The sequence below is a fragment of the Quisquiliibacterium sp. genome (assembly GCF_982640115.1).
This window is the reverse complement of the sequence record NZ_CEXFHW010000048.1, coordinates 1-21,196: the sequence shown is the minus strand read 5'-3', so window position 1 is coordinate 21,196 and position 21,196 is coordinate 1. Positions and strand designations below refer to the sequence as shown.

General features: G+C 73.0%; 27 protein-coding genes. 24 read left to right on the top strand and 3 right to left on the bottom strand.

Annotated features, from left to right (window positions below; all coding sequences use genetic code 11):
- From AC2H6A_RS07680 to rfaE2, 9 genes are all read left to right on the top strand, one after another.
- The coding region (locus AC2H6A_RS07680; protein ID WP_484272568.1) for a chalcone isomerase family protein at positions 1 to 586 on the top strand (586 nt) is incomplete at its 5' end.
- Complete coding sequence (locus AC2H6A_RS07675) at positions 583 to 1,881, top strand: MFS transporter (protein ID WP_484272567.1); 1,299 nt, start codon at positions 583 to 585, stop codon at positions 1,879 to 1,881. The genes AC2H6A_RS07680 and AC2H6A_RS07675, both read left to right, overlap by 4 nt.
- On the top strand, positions 1,878 to 2,432 hold the full coding sequence (locus AC2H6A_RS07670; protein WP_484272566.1) for a DUF3833 domain-containing protein: 555 nt from the start codon (positions 1,878 to 1,880) through the stop codon (positions 2,430 to 2,432). The genes AC2H6A_RS07675 and AC2H6A_RS07670 overlap by 4 nt, the downstream gene beginning before the upstream one ends.
- A gap of 7 nt (positions 2,433 to 2,439) precedes the next feature.
- On the top strand, positions 2,440 to 3,261 hold the full coding sequence (locus tag AC2H6A_RS07665) for an SDR family NAD(P)-dependent oxidoreductase (protein ID WP_484272565.1): 822 nt from the start codon (positions 2,440 to 2,442) through the stop codon (positions 3,259 to 3,261).
- Positions 3,258 to 3,695 (top strand): nuclear transport factor 2 family protein, encoded by a 438-nt coding sequence (locus AC2H6A_RS07660; RefSeq protein WP_484272564.1) that lies wholly within the window; start codon positions 3,258 to 3,260, stop codon positions 3,693 to 3,695. Before AC2H6A_RS07665 ends, AC2H6A_RS07660 begins: the two co-directional genes overlap by 4 nt.
- Positions 3,696 to 3,826: 131 nt before the next feature.
- The gene (locus AC2H6A_RS07655; protein ID WP_484272563.1) at positions 3,827 to 4,669 is read left to right on the top strand and encodes a ferritin-like domain-containing protein; all 843 of its coding nucleotides are present in this window, start codon (positions 3,827 to 3,829) and stop codon (positions 4,667 to 4,669) included.
- Positions 4,670 to 4,698: 29 nt separating this feature from the next.
- Entirely contained in the window at positions 4,699 to 5,238 is a 540-nt protein-coding gene (locus tag AC2H6A_RS07650; protein WP_484272562.1) for an RNA polymerase sigma factor, read from the top strand.
- Positions 5,239 to 5,257: 19 nt separating this feature from the next.
- Positions 5,258 to 6,100, top strand: a complete 843-nt coding sequence (locus tag AC2H6A_RS07645; protein ID WP_484272561.1) for an anti-sigma factor family protein — start codon at positions 5,258 to 5,260, stop codon at positions 6,098 to 6,100.
- Positions 6,097 to 6,588 (top strand): D-glycero-beta-D-manno-heptose 1-phosphate adenylyltransferase, encoded by a 492-nt coding sequence (gene rfaE2, locus AC2H6A_RS07640; protein WP_484272560.1) that lies wholly within the window; start codon positions 6,097 to 6,099, stop codon positions 6,586 to 6,588. The genes AC2H6A_RS07645 and rfaE2 overlap by 4 nt, the downstream gene beginning before the upstream one ends.
- 40 nt (positions 6,589 to 6,628) lie before the next feature.
- Here rfaE2 and AC2H6A_RS07635 read toward each other — a convergent pair whose 3' ends face one another.
- From AC2H6A_RS07635 to AC2H6A_RS07625, 3 genes are all read right to left on the bottom strand, one after another.
- Complete coding sequence (locus AC2H6A_RS07635; RefSeq protein ID WP_484272559.1) at positions 6,629 to 7,045, bottom strand: gamma-glutamylcyclotransferase family protein; 417 nt, start codon at positions 7,043 to 7,045, stop codon at positions 6,629 to 6,631.
- Between the two features lie 495 nt (positions 7,046 to 7,540).
- Positions 7,541 to 8,380 carry an SPOR domain-containing protein gene (locus tag AC2H6A_RS07630; RefSeq protein ID WP_484272558.1) on the bottom strand — a complete coding sequence of 280 codons (840 nt, stop codon included), beginning with the start codon at positions 8,378 to 8,380 and terminating at the stop codon, positions 7,541 to 7,543.
- Positions 8,377 to 9,216 (bottom strand): biotin--[acetyl-CoA-carboxylase] ligase, encoded by an 840-nt coding sequence (locus tag AC2H6A_RS07625; RefSeq protein ID WP_484272557.1) that lies wholly within the window; start codon positions 9,214 to 9,216, stop codon positions 8,377 to 8,379. Before AC2H6A_RS07625 ends, AC2H6A_RS07630 begins: the two co-directional genes overlap by 4 nt.
- 37 nt (positions 9,217 to 9,253) lie before the next feature.
- Here AC2H6A_RS07625 and AC2H6A_RS07620 point away from each other — a divergent pair, with 37 nt between their 5' ends.
- The 15 genes from AC2H6A_RS07620 (at position 9,254) to hisC (ending at position 20,582) form a co-directional block, all read left to right on the top strand.
- Complete coding sequence (locus tag AC2H6A_RS07620) at positions 9,254 to 10,393, top strand: VanZ family protein (RefSeq protein ID WP_484272556.1); 1,140 nt, start codon at positions 9,254 to 9,256, stop codon at positions 10,391 to 10,393.
- 13 nt (positions 10,394 to 10,406) lie between these two features.
- Positions 10,407 to 10,718, top strand: a complete 312-nt coding sequence (locus AC2H6A_RS07615; protein WP_484272555.1) for a (2Fe-2S) ferredoxin domain-containing protein — start codon at positions 10,407 to 10,409, stop codon at positions 10,716 to 10,718.
- Positions 10,715 to 11,386: an alpha/beta hydrolase gene (locus AC2H6A_RS07610; protein ID WP_484272554.1), complete on the top strand. Its 672-nt coding sequence runs from the start codon at positions 10,715 to 10,717 to the stop codon at positions 11,384 to 11,386. The genes AC2H6A_RS07615 and AC2H6A_RS07610 overlap by 4 nt, the downstream gene beginning before the upstream one ends.
- Complete coding sequence (locus AC2H6A_RS07605) at positions 11,383 to 11,904, top strand: hypothetical protein (protein WP_484272553.1); 522 nt, start codon at positions 11,383 to 11,385, stop codon at positions 11,902 to 11,904. Before AC2H6A_RS07610 ends, AC2H6A_RS07605 begins: the two co-directional genes overlap by 4 nt.
- Before the next feature lie 141 nt (positions 11,905 to 12,045).
- Positions 12,046 to 13,212, top strand: a complete 1,167-nt coding sequence (locus tag AC2H6A_RS07600) for a D-alanyl-D-alanine carboxypeptidase family protein (protein WP_484272569.1) — start codon at positions 12,046 to 12,048, stop codon at positions 13,210 to 13,212.
- On the top strand, positions 13,212 to 14,063 hold the full coding sequence (locus tag AC2H6A_RS07595; RefSeq protein ID WP_484272552.1) for a D-amino acid aminotransferase: 852 nt from the start codon (positions 13,212 to 13,214) through the stop codon (positions 14,061 to 14,063). The genes AC2H6A_RS07600 and AC2H6A_RS07595 overlap by 1 nt, the downstream gene beginning before the upstream one ends.
- A complete protein-coding gene (locus tag AC2H6A_RS07590) occupies positions 14,060 to 14,377 on the top strand; it encodes a YbeD family protein (protein ID WP_484272551.1) in 318 nt (105 codons plus the stop codon). The genes AC2H6A_RS07595 and AC2H6A_RS07590 overlap by 4 nt, the downstream gene beginning before the upstream one ends.
- A 34-nt stretch (positions 14,378 to 14,411) precedes the next feature.
- The gene (locus AC2H6A_RS07585) at positions 14,412 to 15,092 is read left to right on the top strand and encodes an ABC transporter ATP-binding protein (protein ID WP_484272550.1); all 681 of its coding nucleotides are present in this window, start codon (positions 14,412 to 14,414) and stop codon (positions 15,090 to 15,092) included.
- Positions 15,089 to 16,288, top strand: a complete 1,200-nt coding sequence (locus tag AC2H6A_RS07580) for an ABC transporter permease (RefSeq protein ID WP_484272549.1) — start codon at positions 15,089 to 15,091, stop codon at positions 16,286 to 16,288. Before AC2H6A_RS07585 ends, AC2H6A_RS07580 begins: the two co-directional genes overlap by 4 nt.
- Positions 16,289 to 16,335: 47 nt before the next feature.
- Positions 16,336 to 16,599: a hypothetical protein gene (locus AC2H6A_RS07575; protein WP_484272548.1), complete on the top strand. Its 264-nt coding sequence runs from the start codon at positions 16,336 to 16,338 to the stop codon at positions 16,597 to 16,599.
- Between the two features lie 49 nt (positions 16,600 to 16,648).
- Positions 16,649 to 17,158: a DUF3299 domain-containing protein gene (locus AC2H6A_RS07570; RefSeq protein ID WP_484272547.1), complete on the top strand. Its 510-nt coding sequence runs from the start codon at positions 16,649 to 16,651 to the stop codon at positions 17,156 to 17,158.
- Between the two features lie 20 nt (positions 17,159 to 17,178).
- Positions 17,179 to 17,769 carry an NnrU family protein gene (locus AC2H6A_RS07565; RefSeq protein WP_484272546.1) on the top strand — a complete coding sequence of 197 codons (591 nt, stop codon included), beginning with the start codon at positions 17,179 to 17,181 and terminating at the stop codon, positions 17,767 to 17,769.
- A 66-nt stretch (positions 17,770 to 17,835) separates the two neighbouring features.
- A complete protein-coding gene (lipB, locus tag AC2H6A_RS07560) occupies positions 17,836 to 18,486 on the top strand; it encodes a lipoyl(octanoyl) transferase LipB (protein ID WP_484272545.1) in 651 nt (216 codons plus the stop codon).
- 38 nt (positions 18,487 to 18,524) lie between these two features.
- Complete coding sequence (gene lipA / locus AC2H6A_RS07555; protein WP_484272544.1) at positions 18,525 to 19,490, top strand: lipoyl synthase; 966 nt, start codon at positions 18,525 to 18,527, stop codon at positions 19,488 to 19,490.
- An 18-nt stretch (positions 19,491 to 19,508) separates the two neighbouring features.
- On the top strand, positions 19,509 to 20,582 hold the full coding sequence (gene hisC, locus AC2H6A_RS07550) for a histidinol-phosphate transaminase (RefSeq protein WP_484272543.1): 1,074 nt from the start codon (positions 19,509 to 19,511) through the stop codon (positions 20,580 to 20,582).
- The last annotated feature ends 614 nt before the right edge of the window (positions 20,583 to 21,196 follow it).

The window sequence follows — 21,196 nt, the reverse complement described above, 5'->3', positions numbered from 1 at the left end:
ACTCGCGGCGGCTCCGGCCAGCGCCAGCAGCGAAGCCGCAGGCAGCCCAGCCAATGCCGGCGCGGCGACATCCGGACTCACCGCGCCCGCCGCGATCACCGACCTGCTGCGCCAGCCGCGCGTGGCCGGCGAGGGGCGGCTGCGCTGGTTCGGCCTGCAGATCTATGACGCCCGCCTGTTCGTGACGCCCGACGGCGTCGACATCGAGCGCTGGACACGCACCCCGTTCGCGCTCGAGCTGCGCTACGCCCGCAAGCTGATGGGCGAGGACATCGCGCAGGCAAGCCTGAAGGAGATGGCGCGCATGGGCTTCGGCACCGAGGCGCAGCGCGCCGGCTGGCTGGAGACCATGCGCCGGCTGTTCCCGGATGTGATCGCCGGCGACCGGTTGACCGGCGTGCATCTGCCCGAGGGGCGGGCGGTCTTCTACCGCAACGACACCCGCATCGGCCGGGTGGAAGATCGCCAGTTCGTCGAGGCCTTCTTCGCGATCTGGCTCGATCCGCGCACCGTGGCACCCGATCTGCGCCGCTCGCTGCTCGCCGATCCGGCTGTCGCCGGGCGTGCTGGCGCGTCACCCCGATGAGCCCTGCCGCCGCGCTGCCGCTGCGCCGCCTGGCCGCCTATGGTGCGCTGCGCGCGCCACTCGCGCTGGTCGAGCTGCCGGTGTTCGTGATGGTGCCGGCCTTCTACGGCGCCGGCCTCGGGCTGGACATCGCCCTGGTGGGGGCCGTGCTGTTCGGCATGCGCCTGCTCGACGCGCTGGTCGATCCGCTGATCGGCGCCCGCATCGACAGCGACCGGGCGCACGGCCGACGCGACGAGCGGCGCTGGATCCAGCTCGCCCTGCCGCTGCTGGCGCTGGGCTTCGGCGCGATGTTCCTGCCGCCGGTCCAGGGCACGGCCGCCGCCGTGTGGCTGGCCCTGACCTCGGGCATCACCTATGTGGCCTACTCGGCCGTCTCGATCGCCTACCAGGCCTGGGGGGCCGGTCTGGCCGAGACCGCCTCGCAGCGGGCGCGGGTGACCGCGGTCCGCGAGGGCTTCGGGCTGGCCGGCGTGCTCGCGGCCGCCGGGCTGCTGGCGCCGGCCATGGCCCCCTGGCTGATCGCGGCCTTCCTGAGCATGGCCGCGCTGGCGGCCTGGCTGATGCGGGCCGCGCCGGCACCGCGGGCGACCGTGGCTCTGCCGGCGGGCGAGCGCCGCTTCTGGCAGGGCTGGCGGGCGGTGCTCGGCAACCCGGGCTTCCGCTGGCTGCTGGCCGCATTCATGGTGAACGGCGTGGCCACCGCCATCCCGGCCACGCTGGTGCTCTTCTTCACCCAGGACGTGCTCGGCGCGAGCGAGACCCAGACCTCGGTGCTGCTGGGCATCTACTTCCTCGCCGGCGCCCTGGGCATGCCGCTGTGGATCGCCGCCTCGCGCCGGCTGGGGCTGCGCAACGCGTGGCTGGTGGGCATGTCGTTCTCGGTGCTCGCCTTCCTGTGGGCACTCAGCCTGGGGCGCGGCGACCTGATCGCCTTCGGCCTGGTCTGCGCGATGACCGGCCTGGCACTGGGCAGCGACCTGGTGATGCCCAGCGCCCTGCTTGCCGCGCTGATCGACGACGCCGGCCATGGCGGCCGCCGCGAGGGCGCCTACTTCGGCCTGTGGAATCTGGCCACCAAGCTGAACCTCGCCATCGCGGCTGGCCTGGCCCTGCCCCTGCTCTCGCTGCTGGGCTACCACCCCGGTCAGCCGGGCGGCGGACTGGCCCTGTCGATGACCTACGCCGCGCTGCCCTGCGCACTGAAGCTGCTGGCCGGCGTGATCGTGCTGATCGCGCCGCTGCCCGATGCCGCCCTGCGCGACCCCACCCCCGAAGCGACTGCCCTGCCATGACTGCCACCTCCCTTACCCGTCGACGCGCGCTGCTGGCCGGGCTCGCCCTGCCGGCGGCGGCAGCGCTGCCCGGCTGCGCCAGCCTCGATCCCGCCGAGTACGCCGACCAGAAGCCGGCGCTCGATCTGACCCGTTACTTCGACGGCATGATCGACGGCTGGGGCATGGTCCAGGACCGCAGCGGCAAGGTGCTGCGCCGATTCACCGTCGTCATCCAGGCGGGCTGGCGTGGCGACACCGGCACGCTGGACGAGGCCTTCGTGTGGTCCGACGGCGAGCGCCAGCGGCGGGTCTGGACCCTGCTGCGCCGGCAGGCCGGCAGCTACACCGGCACCGCCGCCGATGTGGTGGGCGAAGCCACCGGCACCGCCCGCGGCAATGCGCTGAACTGGCGCTACACCATGGCCCTGCCGGTCTCGGGCCGCACCTGGCATGTCGACTTCGACGACTGGATGTTCCTGGTCGACGACCGCGTGCTGCTCAACCGGGCGACCATGAGCAAGTTCGGGGTGCGCCTGGGCGAGGTCACCTTGTCGATGACGCGTCGCTGAGGCCGCCATGCTCAGCCCCCTGAATCCCCGCATCACCCGCTGGCAGGACCATCGGGTCTGGATCGTCGGCGCCTCCAGCGGCATCGGCGCCGCGCTGGCCCGTGAGCTGCTCGCCCGCGGCGCGCGGGTGGCGCTGTCGGCCCGCCGCGAAGAGCCCCTGCGTGAACTCGCCGGCGCCGCGCTCGGCGAAGGCCGGGCGCTCGTCGCGCCCGTCGATGTGCTTGATGCCGCGGCGGTGCGTGCCGCGCACCAGTCCGTGATCGAGCAGTGGCACGGCATCGACCTGGTGGTCTGGGTGGCGGGCACCTACCAGTCGATGCGGGCCTTCGACTTCGACCTCGTTGCGGCCAGGCGGATCATGCAGGTCAATGTCGACGGGCTGCTCAACGGCCTGGCCTGCGTGCTGCCGATGCTGATCAGCCAGCGCGCCGGCGCAATCGGCATCGTCTCGAGCGTGGCCGGCTACGGCGGCCTGCCGCGCGCGCTGGTCTACGGCCCGAGCAAGGCGGCGCTGAACAACCTCGCGCAGTCGCTCTACCTCGACCTGCATCCGCTCGGCGTGGGCGTGCACCTGATCAACCCGGGCTTCGTCGAGACCCCGCTCACCGACCTCAACGACTTCGAGATGCCGGCCCTCATGCCGGTGGAGGCGGCAGCCCGTCGCATGGTCGAAGGCTTCGAGCAGGGCCGCTTCGAGATCCACTTTCCACGGCGTTTCACGCTGGTGCTCAAGCTGCTCTCGCTGTTGCCGCACCGTCTCTACTTTTCGCTGGTCGGGCGCATCACCGGCGCCCGGCCCGCGGCCAGCGCCCAGACCGCCGCGCCATGAAACACGCGCACCAGCCCGCCGCCCTGCGCGCGGTGATCGACTTCTTCGAGGGGATCACACCCGGACACGCGGCGCGCATCGACGAGATCTACGCCGCCGATGCCTGGTTCAAGGATCCGTTCAACGAGGTGACCGGCACGCAGGCCATCGGCCGCATCTTCTCGCACATGTTCGTGCAGGTGAGCGAGCCGCGCTTCGTGGTGCACGACTGCGTGGGTGATGCACGCGAGGCCTTTCTGACCTGGGACTTCGAGTTCCGTCGGGCGGGCGGCGCGCCGATGCGCATCCGCGGCGCGAGTCATCTGCGGCTCGACGAGGCCGGCCGGATCCGCTGGCACCGCGACTACTGGGACACCGCCGAGGAGCTCTATGCCCGGCTGCCGGTGATCGGGGCGCTCTTTCGCTGGCTGCGCCGCCAGGGCTCGGCCGGCTGAGCGGGATTGGGCCGGTCTGACATCGGCCGGCGTCGCACGGCCGAGACGAAATCAGTCCCACGAGGTGCCGATGGGTCACCCGGCGCCGCGGCCCGGCGCTAGAATCCGGGGCTCACTCCCGGGACCGCGGCATGCTTTACCCAGAACTTTTCAAGTCTTTCGAGCGCGTTCGGTGGAACTTCGACACCGACATCCCCTGGGAGCGCTTCGACCCCGCGCTGCTCTCCGAGGAGCAGGCGCAGACCATCAAGATGAACGCCATCACCGAGTGGGCGGCGCTGCCGGCCACCGAGATGTTCCTGCGCGACAACCGCCACGACAGCGACTTCTCCGCCTTCATGTCGGTGTGGTTCTACGAGGAGCAGAAGCACGCCCTGGTCCTCATGGAGTACCTGCGCCGCTTCCGGCCCGATCTGCTGCCCACCGAGCAGGAACTGCACGCCGTGCGCTTCGAGTTCGACCCGGCGCCGGCACTCGAGACCCTGATGCTGCACTTCTGCGGCGAGATCCGGCTCAACCACTGGTACCGCTGCGCCGCCGACTGGCACACCGAGCCGGTGATCAAGCACATCTACGACATCATCTCGCGCGACGAGGCCCGCCACGGCGGCGCCTATCTCCAGTACATGAAGCGGGCGATCGGCCAGTTCGGCGACAACGCGCGCGCCGCCTTCGCCCGCATCGGGGTGCTGATGGCCAGCGCCAAGCGCACCGCCAAGGCCCTGCATCCCACCAATCTGCATGTGAACAAGGCCCTGTTCCCCAACGACACCGTGCAGAGCCGCCTGCCCGAGCCGGCCTGGCTCGAGCGCTGGCTCGACGAGCAGATCCGCTTCGACACCACCTGGGAAGGCCGGGTCATGGACCGCATCCTGCACAACCTGTCGCTGCTGTTCGAGCGCAGCTTCAGCACCGTGCAGGACCTCAATCGCTACCGGCGCGAGCTCAACGCCCGCGTCAGCCCGGCCGCCTGAGCGCGCAAGGCGACCGCCGCGCAACGGGCATGTCGCCCAGTCCGCCTGACGCGCACTTCGCGCAGGCCCTGCTCGGGCTGCTGCCGAGGCTGCGTCGTTACGCGCGACTGCTCTGCCCCGACACGCACAGTGCTGACGACCTGGTGCAGGACACCATCGAGCGGGCCTGGGCGCGTCACCAGCAGTGGCAGCCCGGGTCCGACCTTCGGGCCTGGCTCTTCGCCATCCTGCACAACCGCCGGATCGACCTGCTGCGCGGCGCGCCCATGCTGCACAGCCTCGATGACGAGCAGTCGGCCACCCGAGACGAACTCGCGGCCACACCGGCACCGGCCGATGACCGCCTGGGTGTGATCGACCTGCAGCGCGCGCTCGAGCGGCTCAGCCCGGAGCACCGCGAGGTGCTGCTGCTGGTGGCCGTCGAGCAGTTCTCCTACGACGAGACCGCGCTGGCGCTCGGCCTGCCGATCGGCACCGTGATGTCACGGCTGTCGCGTGCCCGGCAGCGGCTGCGGGCCGAGCTCGCCGACGCAGCACCGCGCGCCGGTCACCTCACCCGCGTCAAGTGACCCGTCCGGAGCCCGTCGCGTGAGCTGCCCCGTTCAGGATGACATCCGCCTTCAGGCCTGGATCGACCGACGCCTGGACGAGGCCCAGGCCACCGAGCTCGAGGCGCAGCTGCGCGTCGATCCGGTGCTGGCCCGTCACGCCGCCCACTGCCGGCGGCAGAACGCGCTGCTGGCGCAGGCGCTGGCCGAGGCCGCCGGCGAACCGATCCCGGAGCGGCTGCGGGCAGCGGTGCTGGCCGGACGCCTGATGCCGGCCGATCACGCGGCCGCTGATCCGCCGGCCGCCGGGCCGGCGCTGCCCGAAGCCGCTGGCGGCCGGTCGCGGATCTGGCCGATCGCCGCCATGGTCCTGCTCGCGCTCGGCGCGGGCGTCGCCGTCGGCTGGTTCGGCCGGGGCGGCTTCATGCCGCCGGGTGATGCCGCAGCCGGCGCGGCCAGCCTGGGCAGGGCGGCAGCGGTGGCGCATGCCGCATTCGCGCCCGAGGTCCGGCATCCGGTGGAGGTGGCAGCCGCCGAGCAGGCCCATCTCGTGGCCTGGCTGTCCAAGCGCCTGGGCAGCCCGCTGCGGGTGCCCGACCTGAGCGCCGAGGGCTTCGCCCTGGTCGGTGGTCGGCTGCTGCCCGACCCCGGCGGCACGGTGGCGGCGCAATTCATGTTCGAGTCGAGCACGGGCGAACGGCTCACGCTCTTCGTGCGCCGCGACCCCAGCGTGCAGGACACCGCGTTCCGGCTCGCTGCCGAGCGCGGCCTGAGCACCTTCTACTGGATCGACCGCGGCTTCGGTTACGCGCTCTCGGGGAGCCTGCCCCGGGACCCGCTGCTGCAGCTTGCACGGTCGGTCCACCGCCAGATCAGCCCATGACCCTCACCCCACCCGAGTTCGAACGCAAGATCGTCAGCCCCGCCGGGCTGGCCGAGGCGGCCCGCGCGCTGCCCCGGCCGCTGGTGTTCACCAACGGGGTGTTCGACCTGCTCCATCGCGGCCATGTCACCTACCTCGCCCGGGCGCGGGCGCTGGGCGCGAGCCTGGTGCTGGCGGTGAACAGCGACGCCTCGGTGCGCCGGCTCGGCAAGGGCGATGACCGGCCGATCAACCGCTGCGAGGACCGCATGGCGGTGCTGGCCGCGCTGGGCTGCATCGATCTGGTGACGATGTTCGAGGAAGACACGCCGCTGGAGACCATCCTCAGGGTACAGCCCGATGTGCTGGTGAAGGGCGGCGACTGGGCGCTCGAGCGCATCGTCGGCGCGGCGCAGGTGACGGCCTGGGGCGGCACGGTGCACGCCATCGCCTTCGAGCACGAGCGCTCCACCACCGCCATGCTCGCCCGGATCCGGCAGGCGGGCTGAGCCAGCCGCGCCCGCCGGGGGCGGTCTGGGTGCCCGGCGGTCAGTCGCGCTCGCCGAAGGCGCCGTGCACCCGTGCGAAATCGCGCAGGTGGTCACGCTCGAAGGCGGCCATGTCCCAGTCCTGCGGCAGCAGCCGCGTCGGGTCGACCCAGAGATAGGCCTGCGCCGACACCGCCGGGCTGCCGTCCAGGGGCTCGGCGAGCACCGTTGCGCGCCGGTACTCGGCACCCTCGAAGCGGTCGAGCCGCACGAGATCGTCGTCGGCCACCGCCAGCCAGAGGCGACCGAGCACTTCGTTGCCATCGGCAGCAACCATCGCCGGGTAGGTGGCGTCGCGCAGGGCATGGCGACGATGGCCCCGGACCCGCGCCGGAACCGAGCGGAAGGCGCCGCGGACCACGGCCTGCCAGACCGGGGCGAAGGTGAGCGAGCCGTAGGTGAAGACCGCGGTGCTCACGGCGCACGCCCCGGCCGGATCACGCCGGCAGGTCGGTCGGTGCCCGCACCAGCGCCGGCGCTTCCGGTTCCGGTGATTCCGGCGGCGCCATGGGGCGGCCGAGGCATGGGCCCGGGACGCACGCCACCGGGCGGCACGACCACGGGCGCCACGATCACGGCCCCACCGCTGCCACCGCTGATGTAGGCGGGCACCGGGGAGGGCTGGGTCGACCAGACCCGGTCAGGAACGCGGGCCGGGGCTGGGGCCGGGGTCTGCGGCGGAGCCGGGGCCGGGGTCTGCGCCGGGGTCTGGGCCGGGGTCTGGGACGCCGCCGGACTCGGGCCGACCAGAGGCAGGACCAGCGCAAGCAGCAGCCAGACGACCGCGCGTGGGTGGGCCGTGGCACAGACCCGCCCGGGGATCGCGACCCGGACGCGTGCAAGCGCCATGCCAGGACGAAGGGCGCGGCGGACGGCAGGCAATCGGGACATGGCGGTCTCCGGCGACAGGGGGTCAGGGCGTGGCGCAGGCTACCGGATCGATGCCGGCGAGATCCTGCAGGCGGGCACGGGCCTCGGTCCATGCCGCTTCGGTGGCAGGCGCCGCTCGGGTGAGTCGGGCCATGGTGCGCTCCGGGCGGGTGGGTCCGGGGCCGATGCGCGCGCCACTGAACCCACGGGCGGTGATCTCGTCGAGCCGGGTGCGGGCGCCTTCCTGGGCGCTGAAGATGCCCAGCGAGATGGCGTTGCGCAGGCTGCCGTCGGGAATGGCGTAGAGGTCGGCCACGCCGGCCTGGCGCAGCTGGGCCAGCCGGCGCTGCGCGTCGGCGGCACTGGCCGACGGCAGATAGACCATGTACGAAGGAGTTTCCGGGCGACGCTCCAGGCTCGCCTGCAGGCCGGGCCGCAACCCCCGGGCCCACTGCCGCACCCGCTCGGCACGGGCCTCGTCGAGCGGCCCCGCCTCCAGACACAGCGCCTTCACGCTGAGCGCCGCGCCCACGGCGGCGGCGCTCGCGGGGCTGGCCGTGGGGCTGGCGGGGACGGGGGCGGGGGCGGGGACGGCGGCGCCCGCACCCGCCGACGGCGCGGCCGGGCTGTCCGACCCCGGCGCACCCGCCGCATCGGCCACACCCGGCATTGCGCCTCCGCCCACGGCGCCACCCGCGGCGCCAGCGCCCGCCGGCGCGCGGGTCGACCCGGCGGGCAGCACCACCAGGCGCTCGGGCGCCACCTGGGCAGCCACCCGGCCCGGCTCGCGTCCGGCCGGCCACCAGGTTTCGACCAGACCGCTCGCCAGCCCGAAGGCGGCGAGATTGCCCAGCACCAGCACGACCAGCAGGATGCGGATCATGGCGGCGCGGCCGCGGCAGCGTCGGGCTGTCGGCGCAGGGAGACCTCGCCCACGCTGATGCGCTGCACGGTGTCGCCCATCCGCAGGCGCAGCGCACCGTCGGGCTCGATGCCATCGGCAATGCCCGCCAGGGCAGGCGCGCCCTCGGCCAGCACCACCACCGGGGCGCCCGCCAGCGCGTCGAAGGCCGCCCAGCGATCAGGCAGCGGCGCCTGCTTGTGGTCTCCGCCCACGCCACGCAGCAGCGCCGCCGCGATCAGGCCGGCGAGCCGCCACCGATCGGGCAGGTCGGCCGGCGTGTCGAACAGGGCGCCCGCCGGCTGCCCGATCTGGTCGAGCAGATGGCCCGCGGGCAGCAGGTTGATGCCCAGCCCGGCCACCACCCGCACCCGATCGGCCTGCAGGCGGGATTCGCAGAGCAGGCCCGCCACCTTGCGGCCGTGACGCTGAAGGTCGTTCGGCCACTTCAGGGCCAGCCCCCCGGTGAGCCCGGCCAGGCACTCGGCAACTTCGACCCCGGCCCGCACCGACAGGCCGGTGAGCTGCGCGCCGCCCTCGGGCAGCGGCAGCTCCAGGCAGACCGACAGGGTGAGCGATTCGTCGCCGCCGCTCAGCCAGACACGGCCCCGACGGCCGCGCCCTTCGGTCTGTTGCCGGGCAAGCAGCACTCGCGGGCCATCGAGGGCAGGACCCCAGTCGGCCCGCATGAGCGCAAGGTTGGTCGACCCGATGGAGTCGACCACCTGGACTCGCGAGGGCGGCAGCCCGGCCGCGATCGCCAGCGCCCGAGCGGGCACGCCGCCGGGCGGCTGGGGGCTGTCAGCGGAGGGGTCCACCGGACAATCATATCCTGTACCCTCGACCCTTCCCGTGATGCCCAGCCCACCCGACAGCCCCGCCTCGAGGCTGCCCTCCACGGCCCTCGCGGCCTATGCGCTCGCCCTGGCCTGGGGGTCGCTGTTTCCGATGACCGGCTGGCGCGACGCGGGCACGCCGCTGCTGGGGTTCCTGCTCGATCCCTGGCCCCGGTGGTGGACGATCGCCGATCTGGTCTTCAACCTGATCATCTACCTGCCCGCCGGGCTGCTGGTGGCCCTGCTGCTGCGCCAGCGCGGGCTGCGCCGCGCCGCGGTGCCCCTGGCACTCATCGCCGGCAGCGCCGCCGCCCTGGGCCTGGAGGCGCTGCAGACCCTGCTGCCAGGCCGGGTGCCCTCCCGCCTCGACTGGCTGGCCAACAGCGCCGGCACCCTGGTCGGCGCACTGGCCGCGCCGCTGGGCGAGCGGCTGGTGTCCGAGAGTCAGCGTGCGCTGGACGCACGCCGGGCAATCAGCCCCTCCGACAGCGCCGCCGGCCTGCTGCTGCTCGGCGCATGGCTGCTGATCCAGTGGCCCGGGCAGCGGCTGCTGTTCGGCCAGGGCGATCTCCGGCCGCTGCTCGAATCGCTGGCCAGCCTCGCCGGCCTGGGCAGGAGCGCCGATCCGCTCGCCTGGCGGCTCACCGTCGCGCACACGGAATTCGCCGAAGCCCTGGGCGTGGCGATGTCGCTGGTGACGATCGGGCTGCTGGTGCGCGAACTCCTGCCCACGCGGGCGCCGCGCAGCGCGATCACCACCGGACTGATGACCGCGGCGCTGCTGCTCAAGACCGCGCTTGCGGCCGAGGCGGGCCGGCCGCTCGCCTGGCTGACTGCCGGCGCCCAGGGCGGGCTGCTCGCCGGGGCGGTCCTGCTCGCCCTGGCCGCCAGCGCGCCGCGCAAGGCCCGTCTGTGCATGAGTCTGGCGGCGCTGGCGGTGAGCAGCGTCTGCAGCACGCTGTTCCCGCTGGATGCGTACTTCGCCACCGCACAGGCCGACCGGGCCGGCAGCGGCTGGCGCAACCTGGAGGGCCTGCTGCGCGGCGCGGCGGCGCTGTGGCCCTGGGTGACGGCGGCCTGGTGCCTGCGGCGGCTGCGGGCCCTGGGGCCGACGCCGGCACCGGGGCCGACGCAAACGAATGCCCCCGGCCCTCTATAATCCGGAACAGACCATGAGCCACTACGACAAGCACATCTTCTTCTGCCTGAACCGCCGCGATGACGGCCGCGCCTGCTGTGCCGACCACCCGGCCGAGGCGCTGCAGGCCCACGCCAAGCAGCGCGTCAAGGCGCTGGGCCTGTCGGGCCCCGGCAAGATCCGGGTGAACAAGGCCGGCTGCCTCGACCGCTGCGAGCACGGACCGGTCGCCGTGGTCTACCCCGAAGGTGTCTGGTACACCTTCGTCGACCAGCAGGACATCGACGAGATCGTCGACTCGCACCTGGTGGGTGGCGTGCCCGTCGAGCGGCTGCGGCTGGAATGAATCCCGGCACACGCCTGCTGCGGCTTGCAGGCCCGGCAGGGCTGATCGATGTCGCCTCCGACCTGCCCGCCGGTCCGCCGCGGGGCATCGCGCTGATCGCGCATCCGCACCCGCTCTACGGCGGCACCCGCGACAACAAGGTGGTGCAGACCCTGGCCCGGGCCTTCCTGGCCATGGGCTACGGGTGCCTGCGGCCCAACTTCCGCGGCGTGGGTGAGTCCGCCGGGGTGCACGACGAGGGCCGCGGCGAAACCGACGACCTGCTCGCCGTGCTCGCCCATGCCCGGGCCGAGGCGCCTGGCGCGGATGGCGGGCCGCTTCCGCTCGCGCTGGCCGGTTTCTCGTTCGGCAGCTTCGTGCAGACACGGGTCGCGGCCCGGCTGGTCGCCCAGGGCCAGCCCACTGGCCGCCTGGTGCTGGTCGGCCCGGCGGTGTCGCGCTTCGAGATGGCCGCCGTGCCCGAGGACACCCTGGTCATCCACGGCGAGACCGACGATGTCGTGCCGCTGTCGGCCGTGCTCGACTGGGCCAGACCGCAGGGCCTGCCGGTCACCGTCATCCCCGGCACCGACCATTTCTTCCACCGACGGCTGCCGTTGCTCAAGCGGCTCGTGCTCCAGGCCTGGGGCGCGAGGGCCGAGCCGCTCTCCGCCGAGGATTCGCCTTGACCGGTCCCGATCCCGCCGATCGCCAATCTCCTGATCCGCGCCTGGTGTTCGCCAAGAGCCGGCAGGGGCAGGACGAGATCGCCCGCCGCAGCAACCGGCTCACCGGCTCCGAGCGCCGGGTGCTCATCCTCATCGACGGCCGGCGCCGTCTGGTCGACCTGGCCGCCTATGTGCGCGGCGGCGAGATCGGCCCGGTCATCGACAAGCTGATGTCCTTCGGGCTGGTGAGCCTGAGCGGCGTCGCCGAGCAGCCGCCACCGAACGAGCCGCCCGACGATCCCGGCCGGCGGCGGGCGCGCCTGGCGCGCGTGCAGTCGATGCTCGCCGGCCTCTTCGAAGCCGAACTCGGCGCCGCAGGTCGGCCGCTCGACGAAGCCCTGGCACAGTGCCCGGCGATCGAGCGTGCCGGTCTGGTGGTGCGGGCCAACATCGATGTGGTGGGTGCACGGCTCGGCAAGGCGCGCGCCGAGCGGCTGATTGCGCTCAGCCGCCAGGCCTTCGACCCAGACGCCGTCTGAGCGGCCGGCGCCCCGGGGCGCCGCCCTGACGCATCACCCCACCCCACCCGTACCGTCGTCGCACGAAGACATTCCATGAAGTCACTCCCGATCCGCGGCCTGCTGACCGTCGCACTCGTGCTGGTCGGGCTGATTGCCCTGATGCCGGCGCAGGCCGCCCGCAAGCCGGCGGGCAAGGCGCCGGCACGTGAGGCGGCGCCTGCCCCCGAGCCGTCGCCGCAGCCCGGAGGCGCGCCCACGCTGGCCGCCCGGTCCTGGCTGCTGATCGATGTCACCACCGGTCAGATCCTGGCCGGCGCCGAGCCCGACCTGAAGGTGGAACCGGCCTCGCTCACCAAGCTGATGACAGCCCGGCTGGTGTTCGCCGCGCTGGCTGAGCGCAAGCTCACCGCCGACCAGCGCCCGCCCGTGTCCGAGGCGGCCTGGCGGGCGATCGGCTCGCGCATGTTCGTCGACCGGGCCAGGCCCGCCACCGTGGACGAGCTGCTGCGTGGCCTGATCATCCAGTCGGGCAATGACGCCGCGATCATCCTCGCCGAGGCCGTGGCCGGCACCGAGGCGGCGTTCGCGGAGCAGATGAACCGCGAGGCGCAGCGCCTGGGCCTGGGCAACACCCGCTTCACCAACGCCACCGGCCTGCCCGCGCCCGGCCATGTCACCACGGCGCGCGATCTCGCCCTGCTCGCCAGCCGGCTCATCACCGAGCACCCCACGCACTACGCGCTCTATGCCGAGAAGGACTACACCTACAACGGCATCCGCCAGCCCAACCGCAACCGGCTGCTGTTCATCGACCCCACCGTCGACGGCGTCAAGACCGGCCACACCGAGGCGGCAGGCTACTGCCTGATCGCCTCGGCCCGCCGCGAGCAGGCCGGCAGCGGGGTGCCCCGGCGCCTGCTCTCGGTGGTGCTGGGCGCGGCCTCCGACAGTGCGCGCGCCATGGAGAGCCAGAAGCTGCTGAACTGGGGCTTCCAGAACACCGAGGCAGCACGGATCTTCGCGGCCGGCCAGGTCGCCGGCAGCTACCGGGTCTGGAAGGGCACCGCACCCGAGGTCAAGGCCGGCTTCGAGGCCGATGTGCTGGTGTCGGTGCCGCGCGGCCAGGCGGGTGCGGTCCGCGCCGAGATCGAGCGTGAGCAGCCGCTCACCGCGCCGATCGAACGCGGCCAGCGCATCGGCACGCTGCGGGTCAGGCAGGGCGAGCAGGTGCTCGCCGAGCGCCCGCTGGTGGCGCTCGAGAGCGTCGGCCAGGCGGGCCTGCTCGGCCGGGCCTGGGATACGATCCGACTTTGGATGGAGCGATGATGACCAGCCAGACCGTCTGCCTCAATGGCGAGTTCCTGCCCCTCGAGGAGGCCCGCGTGCCGGTCCTCGACCGCGGCTTCATCTTCGGTGACGGCATCTACGAGGTGGTGCCCAGCTATGGCGGGCGCCTGTTCCGCTGGCCGCAGCACCTCGCCCGGCTCAAGCGCAGCCTCGCCGCAATCCGCATCGCCAACCCCCATGACGACGCCGCCTGGACGGCACTCGTCAATCGCCTGATCGGCCTGCATCCCTGGGCCGACCAGTTCGTCTATCTGCAGGTCACCCGCGGGGTGGCACGCCGCGACCATGCCTTCCCCGCCCAGGCCACGCCCACGGTCTTCGGCATGGCGAGCGAGCTCGTGCCGGTGCCCGCCGCCCAGCGCGAAGGCGGCATCGCCGCGGTCAGCCTGCCCGACGAGCGCTGGCTGCACTGCGACATCAAGTCGGTGTCGCTGCTGGGCAATGTGCTGGCCCGGCAGGCTGCGGTCGATGCCGGCGCCGCCGAGTGCCTGATGTTCCGCGACGGCTTCCTCACCGAGGGCTCCTCGTCCAATGTCTGGGTGGTGCGCGACGGCACGGTGTTCGGCCCGCCGCGCGATCACCGCATCCTCGAGGGCATCCGCGCCGGCCTGCTCGACGAGCTCTGCGCGCGCAGCGGCATTCCCATGCAGACCCGGCCGGTGCTGCGCGAGGAGGTGCTGGCTGCCGATGAGCTGATGGTCAGTTCGGCCACCAAGGAGGTGGTGGCGGTCACCCGGCTCGATGGCCGCCCGGTGGGCAACGGCCGCCCGGGCCCGGTCTATCACGCCCTCTACCAGGCCTATCAGGCCGCCAAGCAGGCCGGCGGATGAGCCAGGACGGCCCCCCTGCCAACCCGCCGGCCGACATCGGCCAGGCCTTCGACCGGATCGAGCAGCTGCTCGAGTTCCCGGCCGACTTCCCGCTGAAGGTGATGGGCCAGCGGGTCGATGGCTTTGCGCAGGCGATCTCGGCGCTGGTGACCGAGCACATCCCCGCCTTCGACCCCGCCGGCATCGAGCTGCGCACCTCCTCGCGGGGCACCTATCTCAGCCTGACGCTGCCGCTGCGGGTCGACTCGCGTGCGCAGCTCGAGGGGCTGTACCGCGCGCTGGCCGGACATCCGTGGGTCCGGATCGTTCTCTAGCCGTCGCGGGCGAGATGCCCGTTCCGGCAGCACCATGATCCGCCTGTCGCAACTCGCGATCACCCGCCGCGGCGGGGCGCGCAGCGTCCGGCTGGCCTTTCCCGATCTCGACCTGCCGCAGGGCGGACTGCTCGCCCTGCGCGGCGCCTCGGGCAGCGGCAAGTCCACCCTGATCGCGCTGCTGGCGGGGCTGCTCGTGCCCGATGAGGGCAGTCTCAGCGTCTGCGGCACCCAGCCGGCCGGTCTGCCCCCGGCGCAGCGCGATGCCTGGCGTGGCCGCACCCTCGGCCTGCTGCCGCAGCGCCTGCACCTGCTGCCGGCGCTGAGCGTGCGCGAGAACCTGCTGCTGGCTGGTCTGGCCGTGGGCGCGCCGGCCACCGCCAGCCGCGAGCGCGCCGATGCGCTGCTCGCACGCTTCGGGCTCACCACCCTGGCCGGCTCGCGGCCGGCCGAACTCAGCGGCGGTCAGGCGCAGCGGGTGGCGCTCGCGCGGGCGCTGATGAACCGGCCGCAGCTGCTGATCGCCGACGAGCCCACGGCCAGCCTGGACGACGACAGCGCCGCGCTCGCGATCGGTCAGCTTCTGCTCGCCTGGCGCGACACCGGCGCGAGCCTGCTGGTGTCCACGCATGACGCGCGCGCGCTCGCCATGCTGCGCGATGCCCCTGGCGAGTGCCGAATGCTCGACCTCGGGCAGGCGGCCGGCACGCCATGAGCTGGACCCTGCTCGCCTGGCGTCTGCTCGCCCATCGCCCGGCGGTGGCGCTGCTCAATCTCGCCGCGCTCGCGCTCGGGCTGGCGGCGCTGGTGTTCGTGATGGTCAGCGCCGACCAGGTCAGCGCCCGCTTCGAGCGCGACCTGCGCGGCGTGGATCTGGTGGTGGGCGCCAAGGGCAGCCCGCTGCAGCTGATCCTGGCCGGGGTGTTCCACCTCGACATCCCGCCGGGCAACATCCCCGCCGGGCTGGAGGCCGAGATGGCCGCGCTGCCCACGGTCGCGCGCGTCATCCCGCTGTCGCTGGGCGACAGCTTCCGCGGTCACCGCATCGTCGGCACCCGCCACGGCCTGATCGAGCAGCACGGTGCGTCGCTCGCCGCGGGACGGCTCTGGGAGGGGCCGATGCAGGCGGTGCTCGGCGCCTCGGTGGCGCAGGACACCGGCCTCGCCCTCGGCGCCAGCCTGGTCGGCCAGCACGGCCTGGGCGACGGCGGCGGCGGCCACGACGCGCACCCGCTGACCGTGGTGGGCGTGCTCGCACCCACCGGCGGGGTGATCGACCGGCTCATCCTGACCGACATCGCCACGGTCTGGCAGGTGCACGAGAAGGCGGTGGCCCTCGACGACGACGACCGCCGCGAACTCGAAGCGGCCCGCGAGATCACCCTGTTGCAGGTCGCCTACCGCACCCCGCTCGCGGCGATCAGCCTGCCGCGCTGGGTGAACGCCCGCGCCGACGCCCAGGCCGCGGTGCCGGCGATCGAGATGGCCCGCCTGTCACGGCTGCTCGGCGTCGGCTCGCAGCTGATCGGCGCCTTCGGGGCGGTGCTGCTGGTGCTGGCCGGGCTGTCGGTGTTCGCCTCGCTCTACGCCGCCGTGCAGGACCGCCTCGCCGACCTCGCCGTCCTGCGGCTGGCCGGCGCTTCCCGCGGGCGGCTGGTGCAGGTGATACTGCTGCAGGCCACCGGTCTGGGCTGCGTGGCGCTGCTGCTCGGGCTGGTGCTCGGCCACGGCGCGGTCGCCCTGCTCGGACGGCTGATGGCCGCTGATGGCGGGCTGCCGCTCAGCGGGCTGTGGTTCACGCCGCTCGAAGGCTGGGCGGTGGTCGCCGCGATGGCCACGGTCTGGCTGGCGGCGCTGGCGCCGGCCCTGAAAGCCTACCGGGTGCCGGTCGACCATCTTCTGGCCGGATGAACCGCGCCGTCCGTCCCGTCATCGAACCCGTCGCCCCGGAGACCCGATTGATCCGATCCACCCCACTGCGCTCAGGCCTCGCGGCCCTGGCCCTGCTCGCGCTCGGCGCAGGCGCCGTCGCCCAGGAACGCCACACCCCCGAGCAGATCCGCCGCGACATCGAGCGGCATCGGGCCATGGCGGCCGCCCACGAGGCCGCCGCGCGCTGCCTGGAACGCAACCAGGGCCATGAGACCTGCCAGAACCAGCTGCAGGCCGCCTGCAAGGGCCTGGGCATTGGCAAGCACTGCGGGATGAAACATGCGCACTGAGACGCACCACGCCGGGTGGCCCCGACCCGGCCAACGCCGGACACGGGCAGTGCTGCTCGCCCTGGCCTTGAGCGCCGGTACCGCCATGCCTGCGCTTGGCCAGAGCACCGCCACTGACAGCAACCCGCCCCCGGCCGGCGCAGGCCAGGGCCAGGGCTTCCACTCGCCCCAGAGCGCCTTCCCGCCGCTGCAGGACCTTCCCGGCGTGGTGCCCTGGCGGCTGCTCGGCACGGTGACCATGAAGCAGGAAGGCAGGCGCACCGTGGCGGTGTTTCCGCCGCCGGTGGCCAGCCTCTCGGGCACACGGGTCAAGGTGCAGGGCTTCATGATGCCGCTGCAGCCCGGCGAGCGTCAGACCCACTTCCTGCTGTCGGCCGTGCCCACCACCTGCGGGTTCTGCCTGCCGGCCGGCCCGGAAGGCATCATCGAGATCCGCACCCGCCCGCCCGGGGTCAAGGTCGGCTTCGACGCCCTGGTGCTCGAGGGCACGCTGAGCGTGCTGCCCACCGACCCCATGGGCCTGCTCTATCGCCTCACCGACGCGCAGGCCGCGCGCTGACTTCCCGGAGCCCCTGACCCATGCTGCTCAACCTGTTCGTGCTGATCGCCGGCCTCGTGCTGTTCCTGGGCGCCCATTCGGTTCGTGTCTTTGCCGACGACTGGCGCGCGGCGCGCCTGGCCGCCTGGGGCGAAGGCCGCTGGAAGGGGCTCTACTCCCTGGTCTCGCTGGCCGGCCTCGCGCTCACCGTGATCGGCTACGGCATGGCGCGGGCCACGCCGGTCGACCTGTGGCAGCCGCCGGTGTTCACCCGCCATCTCGCCTCGCTGCTGATGCTGGTCTCCTTCATCCTGATGGCGGCGGTGTATGTGCCCGGCACCCGCATCAAGGCGCGGCTCGGCCACCCGATGGTGCTCAGCGTGAAGACCTGGGCGCTGGCCCACCTGCTGGCCAACGGCCGGCTGGCCGATCTGCTGCTCTTCGGCAGCTTCCTCGCCTGGGCGGTGCTCGACTTCCGCGCCGCGCGCGGCCGCGACCGTCGAGAGGGCGTGGTGCGCGCCGCCGGGCCGATCAGCCGCGACGCGATCGCGGTGGTGGTCGGCATCGCCGGCTGGCTGGTGTTCGCGCTCATGCTGCATGCCTGGCTGATCGGCGTGCAGCCCTTCGGTTGAACCGCTTCCCGTCCAGGGCTGCCCGTGAACCGCTCCGACGGAACCGCTGCCCCTGAGCCGCCCCGGATGATCGTTCGCCCCTGGGCCCGCCGGGCCTACCTGCCCACCCTGGCCGCGATGCGCGCGTTCACCGCCGGCCGCGGCCCCGACACCCCCGACGAGCTCTGGCTGGTCGAGCACGAACCGGTGTTCACGCAGGGCCTCGCCGGCAAGGCCGAGCATGTGCGTGATCCCGGCGATATCCCGGTGGTGGCCACCGAGCGCGGCGGCCAGGTCACCTACCACGGCCCCGGCCAGGTGGTGGCCTACCTGATGCTCGACCTGCGCAGCACCGCCCTGGGGGTGCGCGACCTGGTCTGCCGGCTTGAATCGGCGGTGATCGCCCAGGCCGCGCAGGCCGGCGTGCGCGCGGTGCGTCACCCCGGCGCACCCGGGGTCTATGTGGCTGACGACGCCGCCCGCGAGGCCGGCGCGAAGTTCGCCTCGGTAGGTCTGAAGGTGGCGCGCGGCTGTACCTTCCACGGCATCGCGCTCAATGTGGCCATGGATCTGTCCCCCTTCGGCCGCATCAACCCCTGCGGCTATCCGGGGCTGGCGGTCACCGATCTGTCGCGGGCCGGCGGCGTGCCGCTGCAGCCCGGGACGATTGCCGCGCAGTTTGCCGATCAGCTGCTGGCCAGCCTGGGCGAAGCCTGCCCGGCCGCGCGCCCGGTCTAGAATCCTGTCTGGGCGCCGGTGGCGCCGGCAGGAACCCCATGAGCGACGCCTCTCCGCCCCCCTACAACCCGAGCGCCAAGCAGAAGGCCTCGGCCAAGACCTCGCGCATCCCCATCAAGGTGGTGGCCAGCACCGAGGTACTGCCCAAGCCGGCCTGGATCCGGGTGAAGGCCGGCTCCTCCAGTGGTCGCTACCAGGAGATCAAGGACATCCTGCGCCGCAACCACCTGCACACCGTGTGCGAGGAGGCCAGCTGCCCGAACATCGGGGAGTGCTTCGGCAAGGGCACAGCCACCTTCATGATCATGGGCGACAAGTGCACGCGGCGCTGCCCCTTCTGCGATGTCGGCCACGGCCGACCCGACCCGCTGGACGCCAGCGAGCCGGTGAATCTCGCCCGCACCATCGCCGAGCTGCGTCTGTCGTATGTGGTGATCACCAGCGTCGACCGCGATGACCTGCGCGATGGTGGCGCCCAGCACTTCGTCGACTGCATCCGCGAGGTGCGCCGACAGTCGCCCGAGACCCGCATCGAGGTGCTGGTGCCCGACTTCCGCGGCCGCCTCGAGCGCGCGCTGGCCATCCTCGAGGCCGCGCCGCCGGATGTCATGAACCACAACCTCGAGACCGTGCCGCGCCTCTACAAGGAAGCCCGCCCGGGCTCCGACTACGCGCACTCGCTGAAGCTGCTGCAGGAGTTCCGCCGCCGCGTGCCGGGCGTGCCCACCAAGAGCGGCCTGATGGTGGGGCTGGGCGAGACCGACGACGAGATCCTGGCCACCATGCGCGACATGCGCGCGCACGAGATCGACATGATCACCATCGGCCAGTACCTCGCGCCCTCCACCGCCCATCTGCCGGTGCGCCGCTATGTGCATCCCGACACCTTCCGGATGTTCGAGACGCAGGCCCAGGCCATGGGCTTCAGCCACGCGGCGGTGGGCGCGCTGGTGCGCTCCTCGTATCACGCCGATCAGCAGGCGCATGCCGCCGGCATCGCCTGAGCCCCGGAGACCCTCGCCTTGACCCGACCCGATCACCAGCGCTTCTGGAGCCCGGTGGTTCACGAGCTCAGCCCCTATGTCCCCGGCGAGCAGCCGCAGATCGAAGGGCTGATCAAGCTCAACACCAATGAGCACCCGCTCGGCCCGTCGCCGCGGGTGCTCGAGGCCATCCGCCGCGAGACCGGCGAGTCGCTGCGCCTGTATCCCGATCCGCAGGCCCTCGCGCTCAAGCGTGCCCTGGCCGGACTGCACGGCCTGGCGCCCGACCAGATCTTCGTCGGCAACGGCTCCGATGAAGTGCTGGCCCATGCCTTCCTCGGCCTGTTCGGGCACGGCCGGCCAGTGCTCTTCCCGGACATCACCTACAGCTTCTATCCGGTGTATTGCGGCCTGTACCGCATCGCGCATGAGCGGGTGCCGCTCGACGCCGACTTCGCCGTGCGCATCGACGACTTCCGCCGGCCCAACGGCGGCATCGTCATCGCCAATCCCAACGCGCCCACCGGCCGGCTGCTGCCGCTGTCGGAGATCGAGCGGCTGCTGCAGGCCAACCCGGATTCGGTGGTGCTGGTGGATGAGGCCTACATCGACTTCGGCGGCGAGTCGGCGGTGAGCCTGATCGCACGCTTTCCGCAGCTGCTGGTGGTGCGCACCTTCTCCAAGTCGCGTGCGCTGGCCGGCCTGCGGGTGGGCTATGCCATGGGTCAGGCCGGCCTGATCGAGGCGCTGGAGCGTGTGAAGGACAGCTTCAACTCCTATCCGCTGGACCGCATCGCGATCGCCGCGGCCACCGCCTCGGTGGAAGACACCGCGTGGTTCGCGCAATCCTGCGCAGCGGTCATCGCCGAGCGCGAGGCCATGAGCGAGCGCCTGCGCGCGCGCGGCTTCCAGGTGCTGCCCTCGGGCGCCAACTTCGTGTTCGCGCGCCACCCCGACCATGCCGGCGCCGCCCTGCAGCGCGCGCTGCGCGAGCGCAAGGTGCTGGTGCGCCACTTCAGCGCCAGCCGCATCGCCGACTTCCTGCGCATCACGGTCGGCACCCCGGCACAGGGGCGCATGCTCGACGAGGCCCTGGCGGACATCCTGGGCTGAGGCCCGGCGGCTGCGCCGCTCCAGACGGGGCGGACGGGTTTCGGTCGCCAGGCGGAGCGTACGACGGGGTGGGGGCCGGGCCCTGGGCCGGGTTGGCGGCCTCGCCCGGCCTTGCCGGGTGCCCTGCGGTGCTCGCCGACCGGGGCAGCCCGCGAACTCGTCGCTTCGCTCCTCGGACAAACGCGGGCTGACCGCGCTCCCGCGCGGCAACCCCGGCCGCCTGCGCTCCTCGGCGAGGCCGATGCCCGGCCCAGGGCCCGGCCCCCACCCCGTCGTCGAGCACCGATCTCGGCATGCGGTGATCGGCCGTGCCCATGGGCGGAGCCGGTGACTGCGCTCGCGGCTGCATGGCTGCTCACGCCGCTGGCCAGCAAGAGCGGCATCCCGCACACCTCACCCTCACCGGGAGGCCGGCGCGCCACACGGCGAGGCGAGGCGCGGAGAGGCGCGGAGAGGCGAGGGCGAGCGAAAACGACGGGGCGCGTGAACCGCGCCCCCAGCCCTCAGATCGCCTTGGCCGCGAGTTCGGCCTTGGCCGCGTCGTACTCGCGCTTGAGCCGGGCCACCAGATCGCCGGCCGAGCCCACGGACTTGACCGCGCCGATGCCCTGCCC